The organism is Pseudomonas soli (genome assembly GCF_021283165.2).
Lineage (GTDB): Bacteria > Pseudomonadota > Gammaproteobacteria > Pseudomonadales > Pseudomonadaceae > Aquipseudomonas > Aquipseudomonas soli.
In genome coordinates this window covers 4,458,531-4,484,191 of sequence record NZ_CP128543.1, presented here as the reverse complement: position 1 = coordinate 4,484,191, position 25,661 = coordinate 4,458,531, and the positions used below count along the sequence as shown (strand labels likewise).

The 25,661-nt window shown below is 64.9% G+C and carries 14 protein-coding genes and 1 pseudogene; 5 read left to right on the top strand and 10 right to left on the bottom strand.

Annotated elements, in window-relative coordinates:
- Positions 1-69 precede the first annotated feature (69 nt).
- The 5 genes from LU688_RS20685 to speB all read right to left on the bottom strand — a co-directional run bounded on the left by LU688_RS20685 (position 70) and on the right by speB (position 7,611).
- The gene (locus LU688_RS20685) at positions 70-1,254 is read right to left on the bottom strand and encodes an osmoprotectant NAGGN system M42 family peptidase (protein WP_023630057.1); all 1,185 of its coding nucleotides are present in this window, start codon (positions 1,252-1,254) and stop codon (positions 70-72) included.
- A gap of 90 nt (positions 1,255-1,344) precedes the next feature.
- Positions 1,345-3,090 (bottom strand): N-acetylglutaminylglutamine synthetase, encoded by a 1,746-nt coding sequence (ngg, locus tag LU688_RS20680; RefSeq protein WP_023630056.1) that lies wholly within the window; start codon positions 3,088-3,090, stop codon positions 1,345-1,347.
- Positions 3,091-3,093: 3 nt separating this feature from the next.
- Complete coding sequence (locus LU688_RS20675; RefSeq protein WP_160290646.1) at positions 3,094-4,881, bottom strand: N-acetylglutaminylglutamine amidotransferase; 1,788 nt, start codon at positions 4,879-4,881, stop codon at positions 3,094-3,096.
- A 197-nt stretch (positions 4,882-5,078) separates the two neighbouring features.
- Positions 5,079-6,458, bottom strand: coding sequence for a sodium:solute symporter family protein (locus LU688_RS20670; protein ID WP_094011845.1), 1,380 nt, complete (start codon positions 6,456-6,458; stop codon positions 5,079-5,081).
- A 202-nt stretch (positions 6,459-6,660) separates the two neighbouring features.
- Positions 6,661-7,611, bottom strand: coding sequence for an agmatinase (gene speB / locus LU688_RS20665; protein ID WP_038706597.1), 951 nt, complete (start codon positions 7,609-7,611; stop codon positions 6,661-6,663).
- A gap of 224 nt (positions 7,612-7,835) precedes the next feature.
- Here speB and LU688_RS20660 point away from each other — a divergent pair, with 224 nt between their 5' ends.
- The 4 genes and pseudogenes from LU688_RS20660 (at position 7,836) to LU688_RS20650 (ending at position 11,195) form a co-directional block, all read left to right on the top strand.
- On the top strand, positions 7,836-8,729 hold the full coding sequence (locus LU688_RS20660) for a LysR family transcriptional regulator (RefSeq protein WP_046854595.1): 894 nt from the start codon (positions 7,836-7,838) through the stop codon (positions 8,727-8,729).
- Between the two features lie 98 nt (positions 8,730-8,827).
- Positions 8,828-9,178: pseudogene (locus LU688_RS28045) on the top strand (PAS domain-containing protein); the annotation flags it as partial.
- A 228-nt stretch (positions 9,179-9,406) separates the two neighbouring features.
- On the top strand, positions 9,407-10,435 hold the full coding sequence (locus LU688_RS20655; RefSeq protein ID WP_371041529.1) for a methyl-accepting chemotaxis protein: 1,029 nt from the start codon (positions 9,407-9,409) through the stop codon (positions 10,433-10,435).
- A 160-nt stretch (positions 10,436-10,595) separates the two neighbouring features.
- The gene (locus LU688_RS20650) at positions 10,596-11,195 is read left to right on the top strand and encodes a tRNA-uridine aminocarboxypropyltransferase (RefSeq protein WP_023632203.1); all 600 of its coding nucleotides are present in this window, start codon (positions 10,596-10,598) and stop codon (positions 11,193-11,195) included.
- Positions 11,196-11,261: 66 nt separating this feature from the next.
- On the opposite strand, the gene LU688_RS20645 is transcribed toward LU688_RS20650, so the two are convergent.
- The 3 genes from LU688_RS20645 to LU688_RS20635 form a co-directional block, all read right to left on the bottom strand.
- On the bottom strand, positions 11,262-12,617 hold the full coding sequence (locus LU688_RS20645) for an HlyD family type I secretion periplasmic adaptor subunit (protein ID WP_023632204.1): 1,356 nt from the start codon (positions 12,615-12,617) through the stop codon (positions 11,262-11,264).
- 56 nt (positions 12,618-12,673) lie between these two features.
- Complete coding sequence (locus tag LU688_RS20640) at positions 12,674-14,809, bottom strand: type I secretion system permease/ATPase (RefSeq protein ID WP_232888251.1); 2,136 nt, start codon at positions 14,807-14,809, stop codon at positions 12,674-12,676.
- Positions 14,810-14,886: 77 nt separating this feature from the next.
- Complete coding sequence (locus LU688_RS20635; RefSeq protein ID WP_038707585.1) at positions 14,887-16,260, bottom strand: TolC family outer membrane protein; 1,374 nt, start codon at positions 16,258-16,260, stop codon at positions 14,887-14,889.
- A 489-nt stretch (positions 16,261-16,749) separates the two neighbouring features.
- Here LU688_RS20635 and LU688_RS20630 point away from each other — a divergent pair, with 489 nt between their 5' ends.
- Complete coding sequence (locus LU688_RS20630) at positions 16,750-24,585, top strand: retention module-containing protein (protein WP_289678228.1); 7,836 nt, start codon at positions 16,750-16,752, stop codon at positions 24,583-24,585.
- 41 nt (positions 24,586-24,626) lie between these two features.
- Here LU688_RS20630 and LU688_RS20625 read toward each other — a convergent pair whose 3' ends face one another.
- Together LU688_RS20625 and LU688_RS20620 are read right to left on the bottom strand one after the other, a co-directional pair.
- Positions 24,627-24,992, bottom strand: coding sequence for a YbaN family protein (locus LU688_RS20625; RefSeq protein ID WP_023630695.1), 366 nt, complete (start codon positions 24,990-24,992; stop codon positions 24,627-24,629).
- 8 nt (positions 24,993-25,000) lie between these two features.
- Positions 25,001-25,588 (bottom strand): YecA/YgfB family protein, encoded by a 588-nt coding sequence (locus tag LU688_RS20620; protein WP_023630694.1) that lies wholly within the window; start codon positions 25,586-25,588, stop codon positions 25,001-25,003.
- Between the last annotated feature and the right edge of the window lie 73 nt (positions 25,589-25,661).

Here is a 25,661-nt window from a genome sequence, read left to right as displayed (position 1 = left end):
AGTCGATTGGCGTAGGAGGTCTGTGTAGGAGCGGCGCAGCGTCGCTCCTACAGATTGTGCACATCGCTATCAGCCCTTGTTGCCCACCAAGCTGTCCACCGCCGGCACCCTGGTGTCGCTTTCCATTTGCGCATCGTGCTCCAGCTGGTGGCTGAAGCGCTCCAATGAAGCGTTGGCTGGCTGTGAATCGCTGGCAAACACCGGCGGGCTCAGCAGGTAGGCACCGAGCAGCCGGCTGAGGGCCGCCAGACTGTCGATATGGGTGCGCTCATAGCCGTGAGTGGCGTCGCAGCCGAACGCCACCAGGGCGGTGCGGATATCGTGCCCGGCGGTCACTGCTGAGTGGGCGTCGCTGAAGTAATAGCGAAACAGGTCGCGGCGCACGGGCAGGTCGCGGTCACCGGCCAGTTTCAGCAGGTGGCGCGACAGGTGGTAGTCGTAAGGTCCGGACGAATCTTGCATGGCCACGCTCACCGCGTGCTCGCTGGACGCCTGTCCCGGTGCCACCGGCGCGATGTCGATACCGACAAACTCGCTGACGTCCCACGGCAGGGCAGCCGCGGCCCCCGAGCCGGTTTCCTCGGTGATGGTGAACAACGGGTGGCAGTCGATCAGCGGTTGCTGGCCGCATTCCACCACGGCCTTGAGCGCTGCCAGCAACGCCGCCACGCCGGCTTTGTCGTCCAGGTGACGTGCACTGATATGGCCGCTTTCGGTGAACTCAGGCAAGGGGTCGAAGGCGACGGAGTCACCGATGGCGATGCCCAGTGCTTCACAATCGGCGCGGGTGGTGCAGTAGGCGTCCAGGCGCACCTCCACATGCTCCCAACTGATCGGCATCTGGTCGATGGCGGTGTTGAAGGCGTGACCGCTGGCCATCAACGGCAGTACGCTGCCGCGGTACACGCCCGTGTCGGTGAACACGCTGACCCGGCTGCCCTCGGCAAAGCGGCTCGACCAGCAGCCCACCGGTGCCAGGGCCAGGCGGCCATTGTCCTGTAACTGGCGAACGCTGGCGCCGATGGTGTCCAGATGCGCCGAAACGGCACGGTCGGGCGAGCTCTGGCGGCCCTTCAGCGTGGCGCGAATGGTACCGCGACGTGTCAGCTCGTAGGGGATGTTCAGTTCATCCAGGCGCTCTGCGACGTAGCGCACGATGGTGTCGGTGAAACCGGTGGGGCTGGGGATGGCGAGCATTTCCAGCAGAACGCGTTTGAGGTAGTCGAGGTCAGGTTCGGGGTGTTTCTCAGGCATCAGGATTACTCCTTTGTTTCGAGGGCCTCATCGCGGGGCAAGCCCGCTCCCACGCGATTGCGTGGGAGCGGGCTTGCCCCGCGATGGATTTCAGGCCAAAGCCCGGCTATGCGGGAACAACAAGTCGACGAAGCGCTCGGCCGTCGGTTGCGGTTCATGATTGGCAAGCCCGGCGCGCTCGTTGGCTTCGATGATCACATAGTCCGGGTGCTCGGCATCGCGGACCATGAAGTCCAGGCCGACCACTGGGATCTCCAGGGCGCGGGCGGCGCGCACGGCGGCATCGGCCAGCACCGGGTGCAGGCGCTCGGTGACATCCTCCAGGGTGCCACCGGTATGCAAGTTGGCGGTGCGACGCACGGCCAGGCGTTGCCCGGCGGGCAGGATGTCGTCGTAACCCAGGCCCTCTCCTTTGAGCGTACGTTCGGTCTCGTCATCCAGCGCAATACGGCTCTCCCCGCCCGTGGCGGCCTGGCGCCTGCGGCTCTGCGCTTCGATCAGGGCACGGATGCTGTGCTTGCCGTCGCCGATAACGTGAGCCGGATGGCGAATCGCCGCGGCCACCACTTCGAAGCCAATCACCACGACGCGCAGGTCGTAGCCGGCATGGAAGCTTTCCAGCAGTACACGGTTGTCAAAGCGCCTGGCCTGTTCCACGGCGTTGCTGACTTCCTCGATCGTCGTGAGGTTGACCGCCACCCCTTGGCCCTGCTCGCCATCAACCGGCTTGACCACAACAGCGCCATGCTCTTCGAGAAACGACAGGTTTTCGTCGGCGTTGCCCGCCAATTGCTGCGCCGGCACCTGCAGGCCGGCATTGTGCAGGGCGCGCTGGGTCAGGCGCTTGTCCTGGCACAGCGTCATGGTCACCGCGCTAGTCAGGTCGCTCAATGATTCGCGACAGCGGATCCGCCGCCCACCCAGGCTGAGAGTGAACAGGCCGCTGGCGGCATCATCGACCTGCACCTCGATGCCACGTCGCAGCGCTTCGTCGACGATGATCCGCGCATAGGGGTTGAGCGTCGCCTCGGGGCCGGGGCCGAGGAACAGTTGCTGATTGATGCCGTTCTTGCGCTTGATGGCGAAGGTCGGCAGGTTGCGGAAACCGAGCTTCTTGTATAGGCGCTTGGCCTGGCGGTTGTCGTGCAGCACCGAAAGGTCGAGGCAGGCCAGGCCGCGGCTCATGAAGTGCTCAATGAGGTGGCGCACCAGCACTTCGCCGACGCCGGGACGCGTGCACTGAGGATCCACCGCCAGGCACCACAGGCTGCAGCCGTGTTCAGGATCATCGAAAGCCTTGCTGTGGTCCAGGCCCATGACACTGCCAATCACTGCTTGGCTGTCCTCGTCCTCGGCCAGCCAATACACCGGTCCGCCGAGTTCTCGTGGGGTCAGCAGCTCGGGGTCGACCGGCAGCATGCCGCGGGCCTGGTACAACGTGTTGATCGCCTGCCAGTCCGCTGGCCCCTGCGCCCTGCGGATGCGAAAACCACGGAACACCCGCTGTGCAGGGCGATAGTCGGTGAACCAAAGGCGCAAGGTATCGGAAGGGTCGAGGAACAACTGCTGCGGCGCCTGGGCCAGTACCTGTTGAGGCGCCGCGACATACAGGGCGATGTCGCGCTCGCCCGCCTGCTCCTGCAGCAGGTCTTCAGCCAGGCTGAGCGGATCGGGGTAGGTATGCCCGATCAAGAGCCGTCCCCAGCCACAGTGCAGCGCCCGTGGCCTGTCGTGAGGCTCGCTGCCATCACCGGCCAGGCGTGCCTGCAGACGCTCGTAGGATGGCGCCTGGCCGCGCAGCAAGCGCTGGCCGTAGGCGATCTCATGGGCTTTCATCGGTCAGATTCCTTGTTCGCTGAGCCACAGGTTCAGGGCCGCCAGTTGCCACAGCTTGGAGCCGCGCAGGGGCGTAAGCTGGCCGTGTGGGTTACTCAGCAGGCGGTCGAGCATGGCCGGATCGAACAGGCCGCGATCCTGGCTCGGGTCGGTCAGCAGCTCGCGTACCCAGCCCAGGGTGGCACCTTCCAGGTGTTTGAGGCCGGGTACGGGGAAGTAGCCCTTCTTGCGGTCGATCACCTCGTGGGGGATGACCCGGCGCGCCGCCTGCTTGAGCACCTGCTTGCCGCCGTCAGGCAGCTTGAAGCGCGCCGGGATGCGCGCCGACAGCTCTACCAGGCGATAGTCGAGGAACGGCGTGCGCGCTTCCAGGCCCCAGGCCATGGTCATGTTGTCGACCCGCTTGACCGGGTCGTCCACCAGCATCACCGTGCTGTCCAGACGCAGCGCCTTGTCCACCGCGTCCGCCGCGCCGGGGCGGGCGAAGTGCTCGCGGACGAAGTCGCCGGCCGCGTCGTTATCCAGCCGCCAAGGCGCCTGCACGGTGTCGCGGTACTCGGCATGGCTGCGGTCGAAGAAGGCCTTGCGATAGGCCGCGAAGGCATCTTCGGCGCCATCGACCTGCGGGTACCAATGGTAGCCGGCGAACAGTTCGTCGGCGCCTTGGCCGCTCTGCACGCCTTTGCAATGCTTGGCCACTTCCCGGGACAGCAGGTAGAAGGCGATGCAGTCGTGGCTGACCATCGGTTCGCTCATGGCGCGGAATGCCGCCGGCAGTTGCTCGATGATCTCGTGCTCGGCGATGCGCAATTGGTGGTGGCGCGTGCCGTAGTGCCGGGCGATCAGGTCGGAGTACTGGAACTCGTCGCCGCGTTCGCCGCCGGCATCCTCGAAACCGATGGAAAAGGTCGACAGGTCGTCCACCCCGGCCTCGCGCAATAGGCCGACCAGCAGGCTGGAGTCGACACCGCCGGACAGCAGCACGCCGACATCCACCGCCGCGCGCTGACGGATGGCCACGGCGTCGCGGGTGGCGTCGAGCACGCGGCTGGTCCAGCCTTCCAGGTCGAGATCGCGTTCGTCCGGGTTCGGGCCGTAATGCAGCTGCCACCAGGTCTGGCGCTCGACTTCGCCATGGCGGTCGACGCGCATCCAGGTGCCGGGCTCGAGCTTCTGCACATTGGCCAGCAGGGTGCGCGGCGCGGGCACCACGGCGTGGAAGTTCAGGTAGTGGTTGAGCGCCACCGGGTCGATCACCGGGTCGATATCGCCGCCCTTGAGCAGCGCCGGCAAGGTCGAAGCGAAGCGCAGGCGCTCGCCGTTTCGCGACAGGTACAGAGGTTTGACGCCCAGGCGGTCGCGGGCCAGGAACAGGCGCTGGTTGTCGCGCTCCCAGATGGCCAGGGCGAACATGCCGTTGAGCTTGGGAAGCAGTGCCGCGCCCCAGGCGTGGTAGCCCTTGAGCAGCACTTCGGTGTCGCCATCCGACCAGAAGCGGTAGCCCAGGTCCTGCAGCTCCTGGCGCAGCTCGGGAAAGTTGTAGATCGCGCCATTGAAAGCCAAGGCCAGGCCCAAGTCATTGTCGACCATGGGTTGTGCCGAGCCGTCGGATAAATCCATGATCTTCAGGCGCCGATGGCCAAGGGCGATCGAGCCCTGGCTATGGAAACCCCAGGCATCGGGGCCACGGGGCGCCAGGTGGTGGGTGATGCGCTCCACCGCGGCGAGGTCCGCCGGGCGAGGCGCTTGGTCGATGGGGGTGAAACGTAACTCTCCTGCTAATCCGCACATAAGTCCTTACCGGTTTTGCCGTTGGGGAGGGTGTGCCGCGAAGGCGGGCACTTAGGTAGTGACCGGGGCAGGATGTGAGAGTTTTAGATCGATCTGTTATATAGGGCGAGTGGTCGCCGGTTTCGCGAGTAGGACTTTCGCCGACAAGGTGCTTCTGTGCATTGAAGCTACCTTGCCGACAATGAGGTTGGAAATGGTCAGGCCAGGTTCACCGTTGCCACCGGCTTGCGTGATGCCAGGCTGACCAGCACGAAGCTCAGCAGGCCGATGCCCAGGCTGTAGTAGATCGGCGAATTGGCATCCAGGCCGTCCTTGAACATGAAGAACAACGCGGTGGCGAAGCCCAGCGTCATACTGGCGATGGCGCCGGCGGTGGTCGCGCGTTTCCAGAAGATCGCCCCCATCAGCGGGATCAGCATGCCGCCCACCAGCAGGTTGTAGGCCAGGGTCAGGGCGCTGATCACATCGTTCACCGCCAGGGCGATGCCCAGCACCACCAGGCCGGTGAGCAGGGTGAAGAGGCGGTTAATGCCCAGGCTCGACTGCTTGCCCCCGCGTAGTTTTGGCAGCAGGTCTTCGGTCAGGGTGGTCGAGGCGGCCAGCAGGCCGGCGCTGGCGGTGGACATCATCGCGGCCAGGGCGGCGGCCATCAGCAGGCCACGGATGCCCTCGGGCAGTTGGCCCTTGATCATCTCGGCGAAGGCGTTGTTCGGGTTGGCAAGGTCCGGCATCAGCACGTGGGCGGCCATGCCGATCAGTGCGCAGGCCAGGCCGTATAGCACGCAGTAGACACCGGCGGTGGTGCCGGCGCGCTGGCAGACCTTCTCGTCACGGGCGGTGAACACGCGCTGCCAGATGTCCTGGCCGATCAGGATGCCGAAGAAGTAGATCAGGAAGTAGGTAATGATGGTGTCCCAACCGATGGTGGTCCAGCTGAAGCTGGCCGCCGGCAGCTTGGCCACCAGGGCATCCCAGCCGCCGGCCTTGTACAGGCACACCGGCAGCAGGATGAACATCAGGCCCACGGTCTTGATCACGAACTGGACGATGTCGGTCAGGGTCAGCGACCACATGCCGCCGATGGTCGAGTACACCACCACCACGCCGCCGCCGAACAGCAGGGCCATCCAGAAGGGCACGTCGAGCAGGACCTGCAGCACTGTGCCCATGGCCAGGGTCGAGGTCACCGCGATCATCAGTGCGTAGGCGAGCATGATCGCCGCGCTGGCCTGGCGGGCCATCGGGTTGTAGCGGCGCTCCAGCACCTGGGTCACGGTGAAGATCTTCAGGCGCAGCAGCGGCTTGGCCAGGAACAGGTTGAGGGCGATGATCCCCAGGCCCAGGGCGGCGCACAGCCAGAAGCCGGAGATGCCGTGCACATAGCCCAGGCGCACGGTGCCGACGGTGGAAGCGCCGCCGAGCACGGTGGTGGCCATGGTGCCCATGTACAGGGTCGGGCCGAGGTTGCGCCCGGCCACCAGGTAGTCTTCGTGAGTCTTCGCGCGCCGCATGCCGTACCAGCCAAGCGCGAGCATGCCGGCGGCATAGATCAGTACAACGATGATGTCCAAGGCCATTGGGGGTCTCCCGATTATCTTTATTATGGCGAGATCGGCCGTCCGGACGGTGCAAGGCGCCCGGCGGTTCTGTCTTGTGTTGGCGGGCCTCTATGGCCCTCCCGAATGGCTCCTGCCGGGGGTGTTTCTATGCTGGTGTCGTGACGTCTTCATCGCTGGCAAGCCAGCTTCCACAGGAAACCGGTTTGCCAGCGATGAGGTATCAGCGGCGTACCACCCCTGGCAGCACGCAGAGCATTTCGAACAGCAGGTTGGCACCCAGCAACGAGGTGTTGCCGGTGGTGTCGTAGGGTGGGGAAACCTCGACCAGGTCGCAGCCGATCAGGTCCAGGCCGTGGCAGCCGCGGATGATCTCCATCGCCTGGATGGTGGTCAAGCCGCCGATCTCCGGGGTGCCGGTGCCGGGCGCCCAGGCCGGGTCGATGCCGTCGATGTCGAACGACAGGTAAACCGGGCCGCCAGCGACTTTCTCGCGCACTTCGGCCATCAGCGGCGCCAGCGACTTGTGCCAGCACTCCTCGGCCTGCACCACGCGAAAGCCCTGGCGGCGGCTCCAGTTGAAGTCGTCGGCGGTGTAGCCCTGGGCGCGCAGGCCGATCTGCACCACGCGGTCGCAATCGAGCAGGCCTTCTTCCACGGCGCGGCGGAAGGTGGTGCCGTGGGCGATCTTCTCGCCGAACATGTGGTCGTTGACGTCGGCGTGGGCATCGATGTGGACCAGGCCGATCTTGCCGTGCTTCTTGTGCAGGGCACGCAGGATCGGCAGGGTGATGGTGTGGTCGCCGCCCAGGGTCAGCGGGATGACATTGTGCTCGACGATTTCGTCGTAGGCCTCTTCGATGATGCGCACGGCGTCGAGCAGGTTGAAGGTGTTGATCGCCACGTCACCGATGTCGGCCACCGACAGCGAGTCGAACGGGGCGGCGCCGGTGGCCATGTTGTAGGGGCGGATCATCACCGACTCGGCGCGGATCTGCCGCGGGCCGAAGCGGGTGCCGGAACGCAGCGAGGTGCCGATGTCCAGCGGCACGCCGATGAACGCGGCGTCCAGGCCTTCGGCGCTTTGCAGGTGGGGCAGGCGAAGCATGGTGGCGATGCCGCCGAAACGCGGCATTTCGTTGCCGCCCAGTGGTTGGTGGAGAATCTTGTCCACGGTGGGCCTCATCAGTCGGTCGATTGTTCTGTTTGTTCGAACCTGTGCCGCCGCGCGCCTGGATCATCTGGTCATGCTGGCGGGCAGGGACATTTCGCCGCAGTCTGCGCAAGGTAGTGGTCGGGAAGAATCGCTACCGACAAATACTTACTTCAGGATTCTCTGAACTATCGGCCGGCAACCGAGTTAGACTCTGGCGATTTCCACCCTGCGGACCCTGCGCCATGGCTTCATCGCTGCCCGACCTGAAACTGCTGCGCATCTTCGCCAGCGTGGTGCGCCACCAGGGGTTCGCCAACGCCCAGCGTGACCTCAACCTGTCGACCTCGGCGATCAGCACCTACATGAGCCAGCTGGAAAGCGCCCTGGGCATCGTGCTCTGCCACCGTGGCCGGGGCGGCTTCAGCCTGACCAGCAAGGGCGAGCTGTTCCACCAGGAGACCTTGCGCCTGCTCGGTGAGCTGGACGGTTTCGAACAGTACGCCGCGGCGCTCAAGGGCGAGCTGCGCGGCACCCTCAACCTGGGGGTGATCGACTCCACCGTTGGCGACAGTGCCCTGCCGCTGGCCGAGGCCATCGGCGCCTACAGCCAGGAACACCCGGCGGTGCACCTGCATTTGTCGGTCTCGAGCCCCTACGAACTGCAACTGGGGGTGCAGGACAACCGCCTGGACCTGGCCATCGGCGCGTTCTCCTCGCGCATGAGCGGGCTGGTGTACCAGCCGCTGTACCGCGAGCAGCACTGGCTGTATTGCAGCAGTCGTCACGCGCTGTTCGGCGAGCGGCGCATTCCTGAGCCGGTGATCACCCAGCAGCGCATGGTCGGACGGGGCTACTGGAGTCAGGCCGAGCTGGCCAGGCATGGTTTCAAGCACAGCGCGGCCACCGTGGAGAGCATGGAGGCGCAGTTGATCCTCATTCTATCCGGCGCCTACATCGGCTACCTGCCCGAGCACTACGCCCAGGCCTGGGTCGACAAGGGCGACCTGCGTGTGCTGTCGCCGGCCACGTTCGGCTACCAGGCACCGTTTTCCCTGATCATCCGCCGTGGCCGCAGCCGGGAACCGTTGATCCAGACCTTCCGCGACCTGCTCAAGAGCCAGCTCAACGTAGGGTGAGGACTGTCGCGTTGTGAACATTCCGTCAGGGCGGGCGAATTTTCTACAAAACTTGACCGCTGGCATGCTGGCCTTCTGCTAAATATCTACTTGCTTTGATGATTTTCCCACTCATCTGGATAAGCAAGGGATCGCCAACGATGCGCATGAATTTGCCCGTCACCGAGCACGAAAGAACCTTTCCCCAAGACCAGCGGCTGATCTCCACCACCGACCTGAACAGTCGCATTACCTATTGCAACGACGCATTCGTGGCCATCAGCGGCTTCACCTACGACGAACTGGTCGGCCAGCCACACAACCTGGTGCGTCATCCCGACATGCCGCCGGCGGTCTTCGGGCATATGTGGGACACCATCAAGCAAGGCAAACCGTGGATGGGCGTGGTCAAGAACCGCGCCAAGAATGGCGATTTCTACTGGGTCAGCGCCTACGTCACGGCGGTGTACGAGAATGGCCGCATCAGTGGCTACGAATCGGTGCGCTCGGTGCCGAGCCGGGAGCAGATCCGCCGGGCGGAAAAGCTGTACGCCCGTCTGCGGGCGGGGCGCTCGCCGGTCCCGCTGGCAGCACGCCTGGGGCATGGGATCGGCCATGGCTGGCCGCTGATCGGCGCGGGCCTGCTGTCGGCCGCCGCCTACCTGTGGTTTCCCCCCTATGCGGCGCTGGGGGTGCTGATGGCCAGCCTGCTGGCGGCCTGGTACGTGGTCGAGCACCGGCAGAACCAGTCGATTCGCCGTACTCTCGAAGAGCACCCCAAGGCCTTTACCAGCCCGCTGGTGGCCTTGACCTACAGTGACAACCCCGGCCTGCAGGGCCAGCTAGACCTGGCCATCATCAGCGAAGAGGCGCGCCTGCAGACCGCGCTGACCCGCCTGGTGGATGCCGGTGTCGGGGTCAAGTCACGGGCCGCGCAGTCCGCCGGGCTGTCCGATGCCCAGGCGCAGATGCTCGACCGCCAGCGCAGCGAGACCGACCAGTCGGCCACCGCCATCGCGCAGATGGCGGCGACCATCCAGCAGGTGACCCATAACGTGCAGACCACCGCCCACGCCGCCAGCGACGCTGACCAACTGGCCCAGCAGGGCAGCGACCTGGCGCAGCAGAGCCTGCGCGCCATGGGCAGCATGAACGAGGCGGTCAGCGACATCGGCCAGGCGGTCAATGCCCTGGCCGAGCAGACCCAGTCCATCGGCAGCGTGGTGGATGTGATCACCTCGATTGCCGAGCAGACCAACCTCCTGGCGCTCAATGCCGCCATCGAGGCGGCGCGGGCCGGCGAGCAGGGCAGGGGCTTCGCCGTGGTGGCGGACGAGGTGCGGTCGCTGGCGCAGCGCACCCGCGCCTCGACCGAGGAGATCCACCACATCATCTCCACCCTGCGTTCCGGTGCCGACCGTGCGGTGGCCAGCGCCAGCCGCGGGCAGCAGATCTCCAGCGACAGCGTGCACAGTGTCGAGGCGGTGCAGGAGGCGTTGTCGGGGATCGCCCAGGCGATCAGTCGCATCACCGGCATGAGCCAGCAGATGGCCACGGCGTCGGAGCAGCAGAGCCATGTGGCCGAGGATATCAACCAGCAGATCGTGCGCATCGCCCATTTGTGCGACGAGAGCGCGGGGCAGGCCAAGCAGGGCGCCGAGATCAGTCAGGACCTGGAGCGCATGGCGGAGTACCTGCACAGCCTGGCGGAGCGGTTCAACCGCTGATGCCCGTTGCCTTCATCGCCGGCAAGCCGGCTCCCACAGGGACAGTGCAAGGCTTGAGGTTTGCGCGGTCGGTGTGGGAGCCGGCTTGCCGGCGAAAGGCCCGCAAAGCGGGCCCAAATTTCCAGCCTGTGGCAAAATCCCTCCGCCAACGGAGATCCCCATGCCCAGACCTCGCTGCGAGCGCTGCCAGCGCCCGCTCGCCCATTGCCTCTGCCCACTGATCCCGCACCTGGACAGCCGTACCCGCGTGATCGTGTTGCAACACCCCAGTGAAACCGCCCACGCCCTGAACACGGCTCGCCTGGCCGCCCTTGGGTTAGTGAATGCAGAGTTGCGGATCGGCGAGGTGTTCGATGACCTGGCGACCTTGCTGACGACACCGGGTTATCGCCCGGTGCTGTTGTTCCCAGGTGATGAGGCAGAGGTCCTGCAGGCATACGGCCAGGGTGATGATCTGCCGTTGCTGCTGATCGTACCCGACGGCACCTGGCGCAAGGCACGCAAGATGCTCTACCTGAACCCGCAGCTGGAAGCCTTGCCACGGGTGACGCTGGGCGCAGTCCTGCCTTCGCGCTACCGGTTGCGCAAGGCCCCTGAGCCAGGCGCCGTATCCACCCTCGAGGCGATCGTGCAGGCGCTGAACGTGCTGGAAGCGCCTGCTGGCTTCGATGCGTTGTTGCGCCCGTTCGAGGCGTTGATCGACGGGCAGATCGCAGCCATGGGCGCGGAAACCTTCGAGCGTAATCACGGCCAGGGTTGATCAAACGGTTGGCTGTGCCGGCCTTATCGCGGGGCAAGCCCGCTCCCACTGATATTCAGATCGCGCTCAGCGCTCGCGCAACGCCTCGGTCCGGGCCTTCATCACCGGCTTCAGCAGATAGTCCAGCACGCTCTTCTGCCCGGTAATGATGTCCACCGTGGCGACCATCCCCGGGATGATCAGCAGCGGCTTGTTGTCGCCCCCCAGGTGGTTCTTGTCGGTGCGCACCTGGATCAGGTAGAACGCATTGCCTTTGTCGTCGGTGACGGTGTCCGCGCCGATCAGCTCCAGCTTGGCCTTGAGCCCGCCGTAGATGGTGTAGTCGTAGGCGCTGAACTTGACCATTGCGGTCTGCCCCGGGTGCAGGAACGCCACGTCCTGCGGCCGTACCTTGGCCTCGATCAGCAGGTTGTCCTCGATAGGCACGATCTCCACCAGGTCGCTGCCGGGCTGCACCACGCCGCCGATGGTGTTGACCTTGAGCAGCTTGACGATGCCGCGCACCGGCGACACCACGGTGGTGCGGTTGACCCGGTCGTCGATGGCTATGCTGGTGGCGGTGATCTTCGACAGTTCGGTGCGTTTGTCGTTGAGCTCCTTGGCGGCGTCGGAGCGAAAGCTTGCGTCCGATTCCTGAATCTTGCTGCGGATCTCGGCGATCGCCGCTTCGGCGCGGGGTATGGCCAGGTTGGTCGCGTTCAGCTGGCCGCGCGCCTCGACGCTGCGCTGCTTGAGGCGCAGGATCTCCACCGGGGAGATGGCGCCCTTGCTCACTAGCGGCGAGGACATGTCCAGTTCCTGCTGCAACAGGCCCACCGCCGAGCGGTACTGGTCGACCTTGGAACGAAACTCGGCCAGCTCCTGAGTCTTCTGCCGTAGCTGTTCATTGAGGGTCTGCTTCTCGCTGGTCAGGCGGCGCTGGCGTGATTCGTATAGCGCGGCCTCGTCCTCGGCCACCTGCGGCGCCTTGGCGCGTACTTCGCTCGACAGCACGAAGGGGCGGCCTTCGGATTCGGCCGACAGGCGCTCCACCTGCGCGGTGAGGGCGTAACGGTCGGCCTCGCTTTCACCCTTGTTCGACTTGAAGCGCGTGTCATCCAGGCGCAGGAGGGTGGCGCCCTTGTCGACCATCTGCCCCTCGCGCACGAAGATCTCGGTGACGATGCCGCCTTCGAGGTTCTGCACCACCTGCACCTTGCTCGACGGGATTGCCTTGCCTTCGCCGACGGTGACTTCATCGAGCACCGCGAAGTTGGCCCAGACCAGCGCCACCAGCAGCAGGATCGCCGCCAGCCACACGGTCAGGCGCGACAGGCTGGGCGACTCCTGCAGGGTGGCGCCGGCCAACTCTGGCATATAGTCGCGTTCGGCGCGGCTGTCGCCGCCCTGGAGGTAGCTGCGCACGCTGTGGCTGATGGGCATGTTCTACCTCCGATGCAGGCCGGGGCCCGCTCCCACAGGGATTCAACAGTGTTGGTTTACAGCGCCGCGCCGATACGGCCCTTGCGCAGCGCGTCGATGACCGCATCCTTCTGCCCGTCGGCAACGATCTTGCCGTTGTCCAGTACCAGCAGCCGGTCCACCAGGCTGAGCATCGAGGTGCGGTGGGTGACCAGCAGCAGGGTCTTGCCGGGCACCCAGTTCAGCAGGCGCTGGCGCAGTTGCTCTTCGCTGCTGTTGTCCATGTGGCTGGTGGGCTCGTCGAGTATCAGGATCGGCGGCTCCAGCAGCAGGGCCCGGGCCAGCAGCACGGCCTGGCGCTGGCCGCCGGAGAGCAGCTGGCCGCGCTCGCCCACCGGGCGGTCGAAGCCTTGCGGGTGCTGGCGGGCCAGCTCGCTGACGCCGGTCAGTTCGGCGACTTCCAGCATGCGCGCGTCGCTGACGTGCCGTGCGCCGAGGGTGAGGTTGTCGCGCAGGCTGCCGGCCAGCAGCGGCAGGTCGTGGGCCACGTAGCCGAGTTGGCTGCGCAGGTCGCTGATATCCAGTTGGCGCAGGTCGAGGTTGTCCAGCAGCACCTGGCCTTCGTCGGGGTGATGGAATCCCATCAACAGCCGGGCAAGGGTGCTCTTGCCCGAGCCGCTGCGGCCGATGATACCGATGCGCTCGCCCGGCTTGAGGGCGGCGCTGACGTCGTTGAGGGCTGGCGCCGTTTGCCCGGCATAGCGGAAGGTGGCGTGGTTGATGGTGATGCCACCTTGCAGCGAGGTGTGCTCCAGCGCCTGGTGCTCGGCCTCGCGCTCCTGGGGCAGGCTCATCAGGGCGTCGGTGCTGCGCATGGTCAGCTGGGCTTGTTGGTAGCGGGTGATCAGCCCAGCGATCTGGCCGAGCGGGGCGAGCACCCGGCTGCCGAGCATGTAGCTGGCCACCAGCGCGCCGACGCTGAGGTTGCCGGCGATGATGCTGTACACCCCGGCGACGATCGTCGCCATGCCGCAGAACTGCTGGATGAACAGCGTGCCGTTGCTGGCCAGCGACGACAGGTTGCGGGCATGGGCGTCGAGGCGGGCGATGGCGCCGTTGGTGTGTTCCCACTGGTACTGGCGTTCGCTTTCGGCGCCGCACGCCTTGAGGGTTTCCAGGCCGCCGAGGGTCTCGATCAGCAGCGCCTGGCGCACCGCGCCGAGGCTCAGGCTTTTTTGCACGGTGTCGCGCAGGCGCACCTGGATGAACAGCGCCAGGCCTACCGCCAGCGGGAAGGCGATCAGCGGGATCACCACCAGCCAGCCCCCGAGCAGGCCGATCACCAGCAGCATCAGGGCCACGAACGGCAGGTCGATGATGCTGGTCAGGGTCACGGCGGTGAGGAATTCGCGCAGCCCTTGGAAGTCATGGATGCTCTGGGCGAAGCCGCCGATGGTGGCCGGGCGCGCCTTCATGCTCATGCCGGTGATGCGTTCGAACAAGGTGGCAGAGAGAATCAGGTCGGTCTTCTTGCCGGCCAGGTCCAGCAGATGGGCGCGAACCATGCGCAGCACCAGTTCGAAGGCGGTGCCGATGAACAGGCCGGCGACCAGCACCCACAGGGTGGACAGCGCCTGGTTGGGGACCACGCGGTCGTAGGTCTGCATGACGAACAGCGGCACCATCAGGCCCAGGAGGTTGATCAGCAGGCTGGCCAGCAGGGCATCGCTGTACAGCCAGCGGGAGTGGCGCAGGGTGTCGCGGAACCAGGCGTTGACCCGCGGGATCAGCGGCGCGCGTACATCCTCCAGGGTATGCCGGGGGCGCGCGAACAGGGCCTGGCCGCTGTAGGCCTGCGCCAGGGCTTCGCGCTCGACCCACTGCTCACCACCCTCGGCCTCGCAGGGCAGCAGCAATGCCCGGCCGTTTTCGCCCCAGCGTTGCAGCACGGCGCTGCGGCCGTCATCGAGGATCAGCAGCACCGGCAAGTTGAGCGGGGAAATGGCGTCCAGGTCACGCCGCAGCACGCGAGCCTGCAACCCGGCACGCGCGGCGGCGCGGGGCAGCAGGCCCAGGCCCAGGCGTTGCTCGGCCAGTGGCAGGCCACTGCACAGGCTGGCACGGCTGGCCGTGCAGCCATGCAGCTTGCACAGGATCAGCAGGCCATCGAGCAACGGATCATCAACATCCAGGCGCGGTTGCGCGCTTTGCATACTGGTCACGATGGCCTACTCCTGCCGCGGTGGACGGGAAATGGGCGCTGGCGAAAAGTCCCTTGTCTCGTCAGAACCTAACGCATGTCAGGCAATGTCGCCTCGTTGCGCACTTCGGTCTTGGCGATGGCTTCCGGCGGCAGCGAGATACGCTGCTTGCTCAGCAGCTCGCCCATGGTCGCCAGCACCCGGTACATGGAGAACTCTTCGGTATAGCGCACCTCGGTGTAGCGACGGTTGGCGTTGTACAGCTCGTTCTCGCTGTCGAGCACGTCGAGCAGGGTGCGCTGGCCCAGGCCGAACTGGTCCTGGTAGGCGGCACGCACGCGCTGGGTGGTCTCGGCGTACTCGCGGGCGCTTGGGGTCTGCTTGCGGGCGTTGTTCATCGCGTTCCAGGCCAGGCTGAGGTTTTCGTTCAGCTCGCGCAGGGCGTTGTTGCGGATGTCCATCGCCTGGTTGATCTTGTGCGCGTCCGACTGCAGGCGGGCCTTGTCGCTGCCGCCGCGGAACAGGTTGTAGCTGAGCTCGACGCCGGCCTGCCAGTCATTGTTGTCGTGCCCCTTCTGGCCGCCGAGGTTGTTGTTGGCACCGGTGGCCAGCACTGCATCCAGGCGTGGGTAGAAGGGCGACTTGGCCACTTCGTATTGCTGCTCGGCGGAGCGCACGTCGGCCTGCGCCGACTTGAGGTAGGGGTTGTTCTCGAGCATGCCCTGGCGGGCATTGAGCAGGTCGCCCGGTACTTCGCCCTTGATGGTGACCGGGGTTTCCAGCTCGTCCGGCAGGCGCCCGACTACGCTGTAGAAGTTGGCCTCGGCGTCGGCCAGGTCGACTTCGGCGGTATCCAGGTTGTTCTCGGCCAGTGCACGACGGGCGCGGGATTGGTCGAGGTCGGCGGTGCTGCCCACGCCGCGCTCGCTACGCAGGCCGATCTGGTCGTTGACCCGCAGGTGGGCCTGCAGGTTGTTCTTGGCCAAGCTCACCAGCTCGCGGCGCTTGAGCACCTCTAGGTAAACCTCGATCGCACGCAGGGCGATGCTCTCGGCAGTGGCCTGGGTGTAGTAGGCGCGTGAGGTGGCCACCGCTTCGGTGCGGGCGACCTCGTTGGAGGTATTGAAGCCGTCGAACAGCATCTGCCGCAGGCGCAGTTCCGACTGGGTGTAGTTGAGCGTTTCCTTGTTGTGGTTACGCGTGCCGTCCGGGTTGAAGCCGCGGGTGTTGGTGTTGTCCGAACGTTGCCGGCCGTAGCCTGCGACCAGATCGACGGTTGGGTAGTACCCCCCGCGGGCGAACTTCACATCCTCGTCAGCGGACAGCCTGCTGTTGCGGCTGGCGCTGATCTCGGGATGCTGGTCCACGGCGTTCTGGACAGCCTCGGTAATCGACATCGCCTGACTGTTGGCACACGCCATGGCCAACAAAATCGCACTGGTGATGGGGGTTAAAGCGCGCATGGGGTACATCTCCCTGGTCCTGAATAATGTCCTGCTGTTCGCCAAAAAAATGACGAAAAATTAGAATCAAACCGTTTCAGGTTTGTAACAACAGAGCTAAGAACATTTACCGGGCGAGCTAAGAAGATTTTTTCATAAGATATATGCGAAAAAAAACTTATGCGGTCTAAGAAATCCGGGACATTGTTTCATTCAGGTGGTTACGGGAATTGGCTGGGACAGGCGATTTTCGGGCTTTGGTGAAAGTTCCAGATTTTTTGCAGCTAAGGAGACAGGGGAGGAAGGCGAAAGCGGAATTTGGCGACAAAAAAATGGCACTCAATAATGGCCATTCGCCCTGTCCACTATCGCGGCAGTCGTCACAAGGAGCGTGGTTTCTCACGAACGTGACAGCAACGGTTCCAGCAACCATGGCACTCGGAACCTTGCGCACATTACCCGGCACGCCTTGATCTGCGAAAAGCCCATCGGCAGGGGAGGCGTACGCTCATGGCTAAATTAGTCGGTGTGGTCGGCAAGGTAGTCGGCCAGGTATTCGCGGTGGGCGATGACGGTCATCGCCGCCTGTTGGTGGAAGGGGATCGCCTGTTCGCCGGCGAGCAACTGGAGACCGGAAGCGAGGGCGCGGTGGCGGTGCGCTTGCAAAACGGTGCCGAGCTGACCCTGGGCCGTGGTAGCAGCCTGGAGATGACCCCCGACCTGCTGGCCGATCGCGCTCCTCATGTACAAGCGCCGGACACGCAGCCCAGCAACGCCCAGCTCAGTGACGTCGAGCAACTGCAAAAAGCCATTGCCGCAGGCGCCGACCCCACGCAGGAAGCCGAAGCGACCGCGGCGGGCGGCAACCCTGGTGGCGTGTCGGGTGCGCTCGGTGGCGGCCACAGTTTCGTGATACTGACCGAGGTGGCCGGTCGGGTGGATCCCACCATCGGTTTCCCTACGGCGGGCTTCAACGGCTTCCCTTTGCTGGCCAACCTCGAGCTTGGTGGGCTCGATGGCAATGACGCGGCGCCCCTGCCAGCCGGCGCGCCACCCGCCGACAATCCGGTCAGCCTCACCGGCCTGGATGTCAGCCCTGCCGAGTTGAGCCTGGACGAGGCGAACCTGCTCCAGGGCTCGGCCAGCAACCCTCTGGCCTTGACCCAGTCGGGCAGCTTCACGGTGGTTGCCGCCGATGGCGTGTTCAACCTCAGTGTCGGTGGCATCAATGTGGTCACCGCTGGCGTGGTGACCGGCGTCGGCCAGTCCATCGTCACCGGGCTCGGCAATGTGCTGACCATCACGGGCTACAACCCGGCCACGGGCGTGGTGAGCTACAGCTACACCCTGACCGGCGCGGAACATCATCCGGACGGTGCCGGGACCAATACATTGGGCGAGCAGTTCCCGGTGCTGGTCAGCGACACCGATGGCGATGTGGCCAGCGGCACGCTGGACGTTATCGTTCGTGACGATGTGCCCAGGGCTGTGAATGACAGCAATGCCACCACCGCCACCGAGCAGCATCTGGAACTCAGCGGCAATGTGCTGACCAACGATATCCAGGGCGCGGACCGCATCCCCAGCGGCCCGGTGGTGGCCGGTACCTTCGTTGGCACCTACGGCACCCTGGTGCTGGCGGCGGATGGTTCCTACACCTACACCCTCAATACCAACGATCCGGACTTCAAGAATCTGCACGGTGGCGGCAGTGGGGTGGAAAACTTTACCTACACCCTGAAAGACGCCGACGGCGACACCAGCACCGCGACCCTGACCCTCAACGTCAGCAACCTCGATGACCCGGTGACCCTCGGCGGGCTGGACGTCAAAGGCGGCGAGCTGACCGTCTACGAGAAGAACCTGGCCGACGGCAGTGCACCCAATCCCGATGCGCTGACGCAGAGCGGCACCTTCACGGTGACGGCGCCCGATGGCCTGCAGACCTTGAACGTCGGCGGCATCACCGTGTTCAGTGGCGGCGTGGCGGCAAGTTTCCCGCAGTCGATCACCACTACGCTGGGCAACACCCTGACCATCACCGGTTACAACCCGGCCACGGGTGTGATCAGCTACAGCTACACCTTGCTGGACAACGAGAGCCACGCCAACGGCGACGGCGCCAACAGCCTGTCCGAGCATTTCACCGTCACCGCCACGGACACCGATGGCAGCACGGCCACTGGTTCGCTGGACGTGAACATCGTCGACGACCTGCCCAAGGCCAATCCCGATGCGGCCAGTGTCGTCGAAGGCGGCACGGTCAGCGGCAACGTGCTCGACAACGATACGTCTGGCGCGGACGTACGGGCCGATGGTCGTTACGTGGTGGGTGTGCGAGCCGGCTCCGACACCTCGACATCGGCCAGTGGCCAATTGGGCGATCCGGTCCAGGGCCAGTACGGTTACCTGACCCTCGATGCCCAAGGCAACGCCACCTATCACGCCAACCCCAATGCCGTGGCGCCGGCGGGCGCCACGGATGTCTTCGTCTATACCGTGCGTGACAGTGATGGCGACGAAAGCACCACCACCATTACCATCGACGTGCGCGATTGCTCGCTGATCGCCGGGCCTGACAGCGAGGTCACGGTCTACGAGAAAGCACTTGATCTGAACAAGGATGGCAACGATCTGGCCGGTGGCAATGTTACCGGCAGTGAACCGGGTTCCACCGGCGAGACGGCCAGCGGTTCGTTGGCCAGTTCCGTCAGCGGTGGCGTGGGCGGGCTGACCTTCACCTTGGTCGGTAACGCCACCGGCCAGTATGGCCAGATCCAGCTCAATACGGATGGCACCTACACCTACACCTTGACCTCCGCGCCGAACTCGCCGAAGCACGTCAACGATGGCCCGAATGTGCTGACTGAATCCTTCACCTACCAGGTCAAGGATTCGCTCGGCAACACCACCACCAGCGCCATCGTGATCAGCATCGTCGATGACGTGCCCAAGGCTCACAGCGACTTTGCCAATGTCTACGAAGGCGGCACGGTCAGCGGCAATGTGCTGGTCAACGACGTGGTTGGTGCCGATGTGCGTGCCGATGGGCAATATGTGGTCGGCGTGCGCGCCGGCAGCGACACCGCGACCTCGGCCATCGGCCAGCTGGGCAGCAACGTGGCGGGGCAATATGGCTACCTGACGCTCGACGCCCAGGGCAATGCCACCTATCACGCCAATCCCGATTCGGTGGCACCGGCCGGTGCCACGGACGTGTTCGTCTACACCATCCGCGATGCCGATGGCGACGAAAGCACCACCACCATCACCATCAACGTGCACGACAACTCCCTGGTCGCCTGCCCGGATGACACGGCCAAGGTCTACGAGAAAGCCCTGGACCTGACCAAGGATGGCAACGACCTGGCAGCGGGCAATGTCACCGGCAGCGATCCGCAGTCCAGTGCGGAAACCACCAGTGGTTCGCTGGCAGGTTCGGTAAGCGGCGGTATCGGTGCGTTGACCTTCACCCTGGTCGGCAATGCCACCGGCCAGTATGGCCAGATCCAGCTGAACAGTGATGGCAGCTACACATACACCCTGACCTCGGCGCCGAACTCGCCCAACCACGTCAACGATGGCCCGAACGTGGTTACCGAGAGCTTCACCTACCAGGTCAAGGATTCGCTCGGCAACACCACCACCAGCACCATTGTGGTCAGCATCGTCGACGACGTGCCCAAGGCCCATAGCGATTTCGCCAATGTCTACGAAGGCGGTACGGTCAGCGGCAATCTGCTGGTCAACGACGTGGTTGGTGCCGATGTGCGTGCCGATGGGCAGTATGTGGTCGGCGTGCGCGCTGGCAGCGACACCTCGACCTCGGCTATCGGCCAGTTGGGCAGCAATGTGGCGGGGCAATATGGCTACCTGACGCTCGACGCCCAGGGCAATGCCACCTATCACGCCAACCCCAATGCGGTGGCGCCAGCCGGTGCCACGGACGTGTTCATCTACACCATCCGCGATGCCGATGGCGATGAAAGCACCACCACCCTCACCATCGATGTGCACGACATTTCGCTGGTGGCCTGCCCGGACGAGACGGCCAAGGTCTACGAGAAAGCCCTGGACCTGACCAAGGACGGCAACGACCTGGCAGCGGGCAACGTCACCGGCAGCGATCCGCAATCCAGTACGGAAACCACCAGTGGGTCGCTGGCAGGTTCTGTCAGCGGCGGTATCGGTGTCTTGACCTTCACCCTGGTCGGCAATGCCACCGGCCAGTATGGCCAGATCCAGCTGAACGCGGATGGTTCCTACACCTACACCCTGACCTCGGCGCCGAACTCGCCCAACCACGTCAACGATGGCCCGAACGTGGTTACCGAGAGCTTCACCTACCAAGTGAAGGACTCGCTCGGCAACACCACCACCAGCACCATTGTGGTCAGCATCGTCGACGACGTGCCCAAGGCCCATAGCGATTTCGCCAATGTCTACGAAGGCGGCACGGTCAGCGGCAATGTGCTGGTCAACGACGTGGTTGGTGCCGATGTGCGTGCCGATGGGCAATATGTGGTCGGCGTGCGCGCCGGCAGCGACACCTCGACCTCGGCCATCGGCCAGCTGGGCAGCAACGTGGCGGGGCAATATGGCTACCTGACGCTCGACGCCCAGGGCAATGCCACCTATCACGCCAACCCCAATGCGGTGGCGCCAGCCGGTGCCACGGACGTGTTCATCTACACCATCCGCGATGCCGATGGCGATGAAAGCACCACCACCCTCACCATCGATGTGCACGACATTTCGCTGGTGGCCTGCCCGGACGAGACGGCCAAGGTTTATGAGAAAGCCCTGGACCTGACCAAGGACGGCAACGACCTGGCAGCGGGCAATGTCACCGGCAGCGACCCGCACTCCACCACGGAAACCACCAGTGGTTCGCTGGCCGGCTCGGTCAGCGGCGGTATCGGTGCCTTGACCTTCACCCTGGTTGGCAATGCCACCGGCCAGTATGGCCAGATCCAGTTGAACAGCGATGGTAGCTACACCTACACCCTGACCTCGGCGCCAAACTCGCCCAACCACGTCAACGATGGCCCGAACGTGGTCACCGAGAGCTTCACCTACCAGGTCAAGGATTCACTCGGCAACACCACCACCAGCACCATCGTGGTCAGCATCGTCGACGACGTGCCCAAGGCCCATTGCGACGTGGCCTCGGTCAAGGAGGGCGCCAGCGTCAGCGGTAACGTGCTGGACAACGATGTGGTCGGCGCCGATGTGCGTGCCGACGGGCAGTACGTGGTCGGTGTGCGCGCCGGCTCCGACACCTCTACCTCGGCCATCGGCCATGTCGGCGACACCATCGTTGGCCAGTACGGCTACCTGACCCTGGACAGCCAGGGCAACGCCACCTACCACGCCAACCCCGACAGCGTGCCGGCCGCCGGCGCGACCGACAGCTTCGTCTACACCATCCGTGACGCCGACGGCGACGAGAGCACCACGACCATTCGCATCAATGTGCAGGACAGCAAGCTGGTGGCGTGCGAGGATAACGACGTCACCGTGTACGAAAAAGCCCTGGACCTGCACAAGGACGGCAATGACCTGGCCGCCGGCACCGTCACCGGCAGCGATCCAGGCTCCACTGGCGAGACGGCCTCCGGCAGCCTGGTCGGGTCGGTCCAGGGCGGCGTCGGTGCGCTGACCTACAGCCTGGTCGGCAATGCCGTGGGCCAGTACGGGCAGATCCAGCTCAATGCCGACGGTTCCTACACCTACACCCTGAACTCGGCGCCGAAGACCCCGGGGGGGGCCAACGACGGCGCCAACACGGTCAACGAGTACTTCACCTACAAGGCTACCGACGCCTTGGGCAACAGCGTCACCAGCACCATCGCCATCAACATCGTCGACGATATGCCGACGGTCCAGTGCGCGGTACGCAGCATCACGCCCGGCCAGGTGGACTCCAACATCCTGCTGGTGGTGGATGTGTCCAGCAGCATGGCGGCAAGCTCCGGCGTGCCGGGGCTGACCCGTCTGGAACTGGCCAAGCAGGCGATCAATGCCTTGCTCGACAAGTACGACGAGATGGGCGACATCAAGGTGCAGATCGTCACCTTCGGCACCGGTGCGCAGGTGCAGACCCCGGTATGGGTCACGATCGGCGAGGCCAAGAACCTTATCGCCGGGCTCAGCCCAGGTGGCTCGACCTACTACGATTCGGCGGCGACCAAGGCCCAGGAAGCCTTCGCCACCACCGGCAAGCTGGTAGGCGCGCAGAACATCAGCTACTTCTTCTCCGACGGTGAGCCCACCAATGGCCATGCCATGACCGCGCCACGGGAAGCCGCCTGGGAATCCTTCCTCGACAGCAACGGCATCAAGTCCTACGCCATCGGCATGGGCAGCGGGGTCAACGAGGGCAACCTCAATCCGCTGGCCTACGACGGCAGCAGTCATACCGATACCAATTCGGTGGTGGTCACCGACCTCAGCCAGCTGAGTGCGGTGCTCTCCGGTACGGTGCAGGGTGCGCCAATTACCGGAAGCCTGATGAGCGGCGGCGACTTTGGGGCCGACGGTGGTTTCATCAAGGCGCTGCTGGTCGATGGCACCACCTACACCTACGATCCGAAGGCCAATGCCGGGCAGGGCGGATACGCGGCCAGTGGCGGCGCGGACAAAGCCACCTTCGACACCGTGAGCAACAGCCTGAGCATCAAGACCGGCCTGGGCGGCACCCTGGTGGTGAACATGGACAACGGCGAGTTCACCTACACGCCACCGAAGGACAACGGCAGCGGCCAGGTGGAGAAGTTCGGCTTCACCGCCAGCGACAACGACGGCGATACCCGCAATGCCAGCCTGACGGTCAACATCAACAGCAATGGCGCGCCGGTCGCGGGTGCCGACCACATCATCACCAATATCAAGGGCGCTACCCTGACGGTGCCGGCAGAGGCGCTGCTGGCCAATGACCGCGACCCGGACCACGACACGCTGAGTGCCGCGCCGACCACCTTCAATACCAACTTCGCCGACAAGGGCGCGGGCTTCACGACGGGCACCCAGGCGCAGAACATCAAGTTCGATGCCACCGCCAGCAAGGCCGAGAACCAGTTGCGCGACCTGGCCCGCAGCGAGTTCACCAGCCTCAACGGCAGCATGACCGCTGCCCTGGTGGTGGCGGGTTACCTGGGCTCGATCAGCACCGCCAATGCCAACGACGAGGACACCCTGACGGTGACCCTGCGCAAGGGCGAGACCCTGACCCTCGACCATGACCGGCCTGCGGGCAACCTGCTGATGGAATGGAAGGATGCCAGCGGCAGCTACCAGACCATCGCCGATGGCGGCAGCTTCACGGCCACCCATGACGGGGTGTACAGCATCCATGTGATCAATACCGAGAACGCCGCCGGCAACAGCAAGGCTGCCGAGAACTACAAGCTGAGCCTGGTGGTGGACTACAGCAATGCCAGCAACGAGGACTATCACGGCAGCTACACCGTCAGCGATAACCACGGCGGCTACGGCACCGGAGCGGTGGATATCACTTACCAGGCCGGCAACACCCTTACCGGCACCGGCGGTGATGATGTCCTGCTGGCCGGGGCCGGCGATACCACCCTCAACGGTGGCGCCGGTAACGATGTGCTGGTGGCGGGGGCGGGCAACAACAGCCTGCACGGTGGTGATGGCGACGACCTGCTGATCGGTGGGCCTGGCAATGACCTGCTCGACGGCGGAGCCGGCAATGACACTGCCAGCTACGCCAAGGCCACCGCCGGCGTGACCGTGGACCTTGGCCATGTCGGGCAGCAGAACACCGTCGGCGCCGGGCTGGACACCCTGAGCGGTATCGAGAATCTGATCGGCTCGGACTACAACGACACCTTGACCGGCAATGACGGTGACAACCTGCTCAACGGCGGCGCGGGCAACGATGTGCTCAAGGGCGGTGCCGGCAACGACATCCTGATTGGCGGGCCGGGCAACGACACCCTGACCGGCGGCAGTGGCAACGACAGCTTTGTCTGGCAGAAGGGCGATACCGGGCATGACACCGTGACCGACTTCACCCCCGGCAGCGATCACCTGGATCTGTCGCAACTGCTACAGGGTGAGAACGCCACCAGCGCCTCGCTGGACGACTACCTGCACTTCAAGGTCAGCGGCAGCGGCGTCAGCGTGGTGTCGACCATCGAGGTAAGCAGCGTCGCTGGCGCGGCGCCGACCCAGACCATCGACCTGGCCGGAGTGGACCTGGCGCAGCACTACGGGGTGTCCGCCGGGGCGGGCGGGCTGATCGCGGCCGGGCATGACACCGCGACCATCATCAACGGCATGCTCAATGACCATTCGTTGAAGGTGGATACGGTGTAAGCCAGCAGCCCATCGCGGGGCAAGCCCGCCCCGCGATGGCGTCACTGTGGCCGGTGCAGGGTCTTCTGCTTGAGGATCCAGGCGCTGACCAGCACCGCGCTGGTCAGCATGAACGCCCGCGCCCAGAACAACGGCACCAGGTAGCAGGACAGCCCGATGCTGGCCCACATCAACCCGATCGCATAGACCTTGCCCTTGAGCGGAATCCCCTCACCGCTGAGGTAGTCGCGGATCCACGGCCCGAGTTTCGGGTGGTTCACCAGCCAGTGGTGAAAACGTGGCGAGCTGCGGGCGAAGCAGGCCGCCGCCAGCAGCAGGAACGGGGTGGTGGGCAATACCGGCAGGAAGATCCCCGCCACCCCCAGCGCGACGCTGAGCCAGCCGGCGGCCAGCAGCAGGTAGCGCACCACCTCGATCAGTGGTGGCGTGGCTTGAGCAGGGCAGGCTTCTCTTCGGGGGCGTGCAGCAGCAGGAACAGTGCGCTCAGTGCCTCGGGGATCTGCACGATCATGTCGTCCTGCAGGTTGGCGTTGCCGGCAATGTCGGCGAACTCGGGTTGTTCGTCGAACAGACCGGAACCGACCATGATCGGCAGGAGCATTTCGCTGACTTCTTCCTCGGCGTTCTCGAACCAGGCCTCTTCACGCAGGAACACGCCCTCCATGAAGCCGATGCACCAGCCGCGCAGGTCGGAATCGTCCGGCTCTTCGGTCAGGTCTAGTTCACAAGGCAGGTCGAATTCCTCGTCGCTGGCCAACTGGCGGGCGATGTGGCCCTTGAGCGCGACCAGGGTGGCCTCGATCTCGGTGCGCTGGGCATCGCTGGCGTAATGGGGTTCTTCGGCGAACAGCGCGTCGATCCATTCGCGTTCTGGAACTTCCTCGGAGCAGATCGACAGCGCGGTCAGGTAGCCGTGGGCGGCGACGTAGTCCAGCGCTTCTTCGTGCAGCTCATCGGCGTCGAGGAAGGCTTGCAGGCGGGTCAGTTGCTCGGCGAAGGACATTACAGGGCTACCTTGGGGAATAAACGATGCTGAATTCTAGCACCTTGCGGCGCTCGCGGGGCAAAGCGAACGT

What these genes read in the sequence shown, in the direction of transcription:
- LU688_RS20685 (WP_023630057.1), bottom strand. Translation starts at nt 1,254, where the DNA reads ATGCCTGAGAAACACCCCGAACCTGACCTCGACTACCTCAAACGCGTT.
- ngg (WP_023630056.1), bottom strand. Translation starts at nt 3,090, where the DNA reads ATGAAAGCCCATGAGATCGCCTACGGCCAGCGCTTGCTGCGCGGCCAG.
- LU688_RS20675 (WP_160290646.1), bottom strand. Translation starts at nt 4,881, where the DNA reads ATGTGCGGATTAGCAGGAGAGTTACGTTTCACCCCCATCGACCAAGCG.
- LU688_RS20670 (WP_094011845.1), bottom strand. Translation starts at nt 6,458, where the DNA reads ATGGCCTTGGACATCATCGTTGTACTGATCTATGCCGCCGGCATGCTC.
- LU688_RS20660 (WP_046854595.1), top strand. Translation starts at nt 7,836, where the DNA reads ATGGCTTCATCGCTGCCCGACCTGAAACTGCTGCGCATCTTCGCCAGC.
- LU688_RS20655 (WP_371041529.1), top strand. Translation starts at nt 9,407, where the DNA reads ATGGCCAGCCTGCTGGCGGCCTGGTACGTGGTCGAGCACCGGCAGAAC.
- LU688_RS20650 (WP_023632203.1), top strand. Translation starts at nt 10,596, where the DNA reads ATGCCCAGACCTCGCTGCGAGCGCTGCCAGCGCCCGCTCGCCCATTGC.
- LU688_RS20645 (WP_023632204.1), bottom strand. Translation starts at nt 12,617, where the DNA reads ATGCCCATCAGCCACAGCGTGCGCAGCTACCTCCAGGGCGGCGACAGC.
- LU688_RS20640 (WP_232888251.1), bottom strand. Translation starts at nt 14,809, where the DNA reads ATGCAAAGCGCGCAACCGCGCCTGGATGTTGATGATCCGTTGCTCGAT.
- LU688_RS20635 (WP_038707585.1), bottom strand. Translation starts at nt 16,260, where the DNA reads ATGCGCGCTTTAACCCCCATCACCAGTGCGATTTTGTTGGCCATGGCG.
- LU688_RS20630 (WP_289678228.1), top strand. Translation starts at nt 16,750, where the DNA reads ATGGCTAAATTAGTCGGTGTGGTCGGCAAGGTAGTCGGCCAGGTATTC.
- LU688_RS20620 (WP_023630694.1), bottom strand. Translation starts at nt 25,588, where the DNA reads ATGTCCTTCGCCGAGCAACTGACCCGCCTGCAAGCCTTCCTCGACGCC.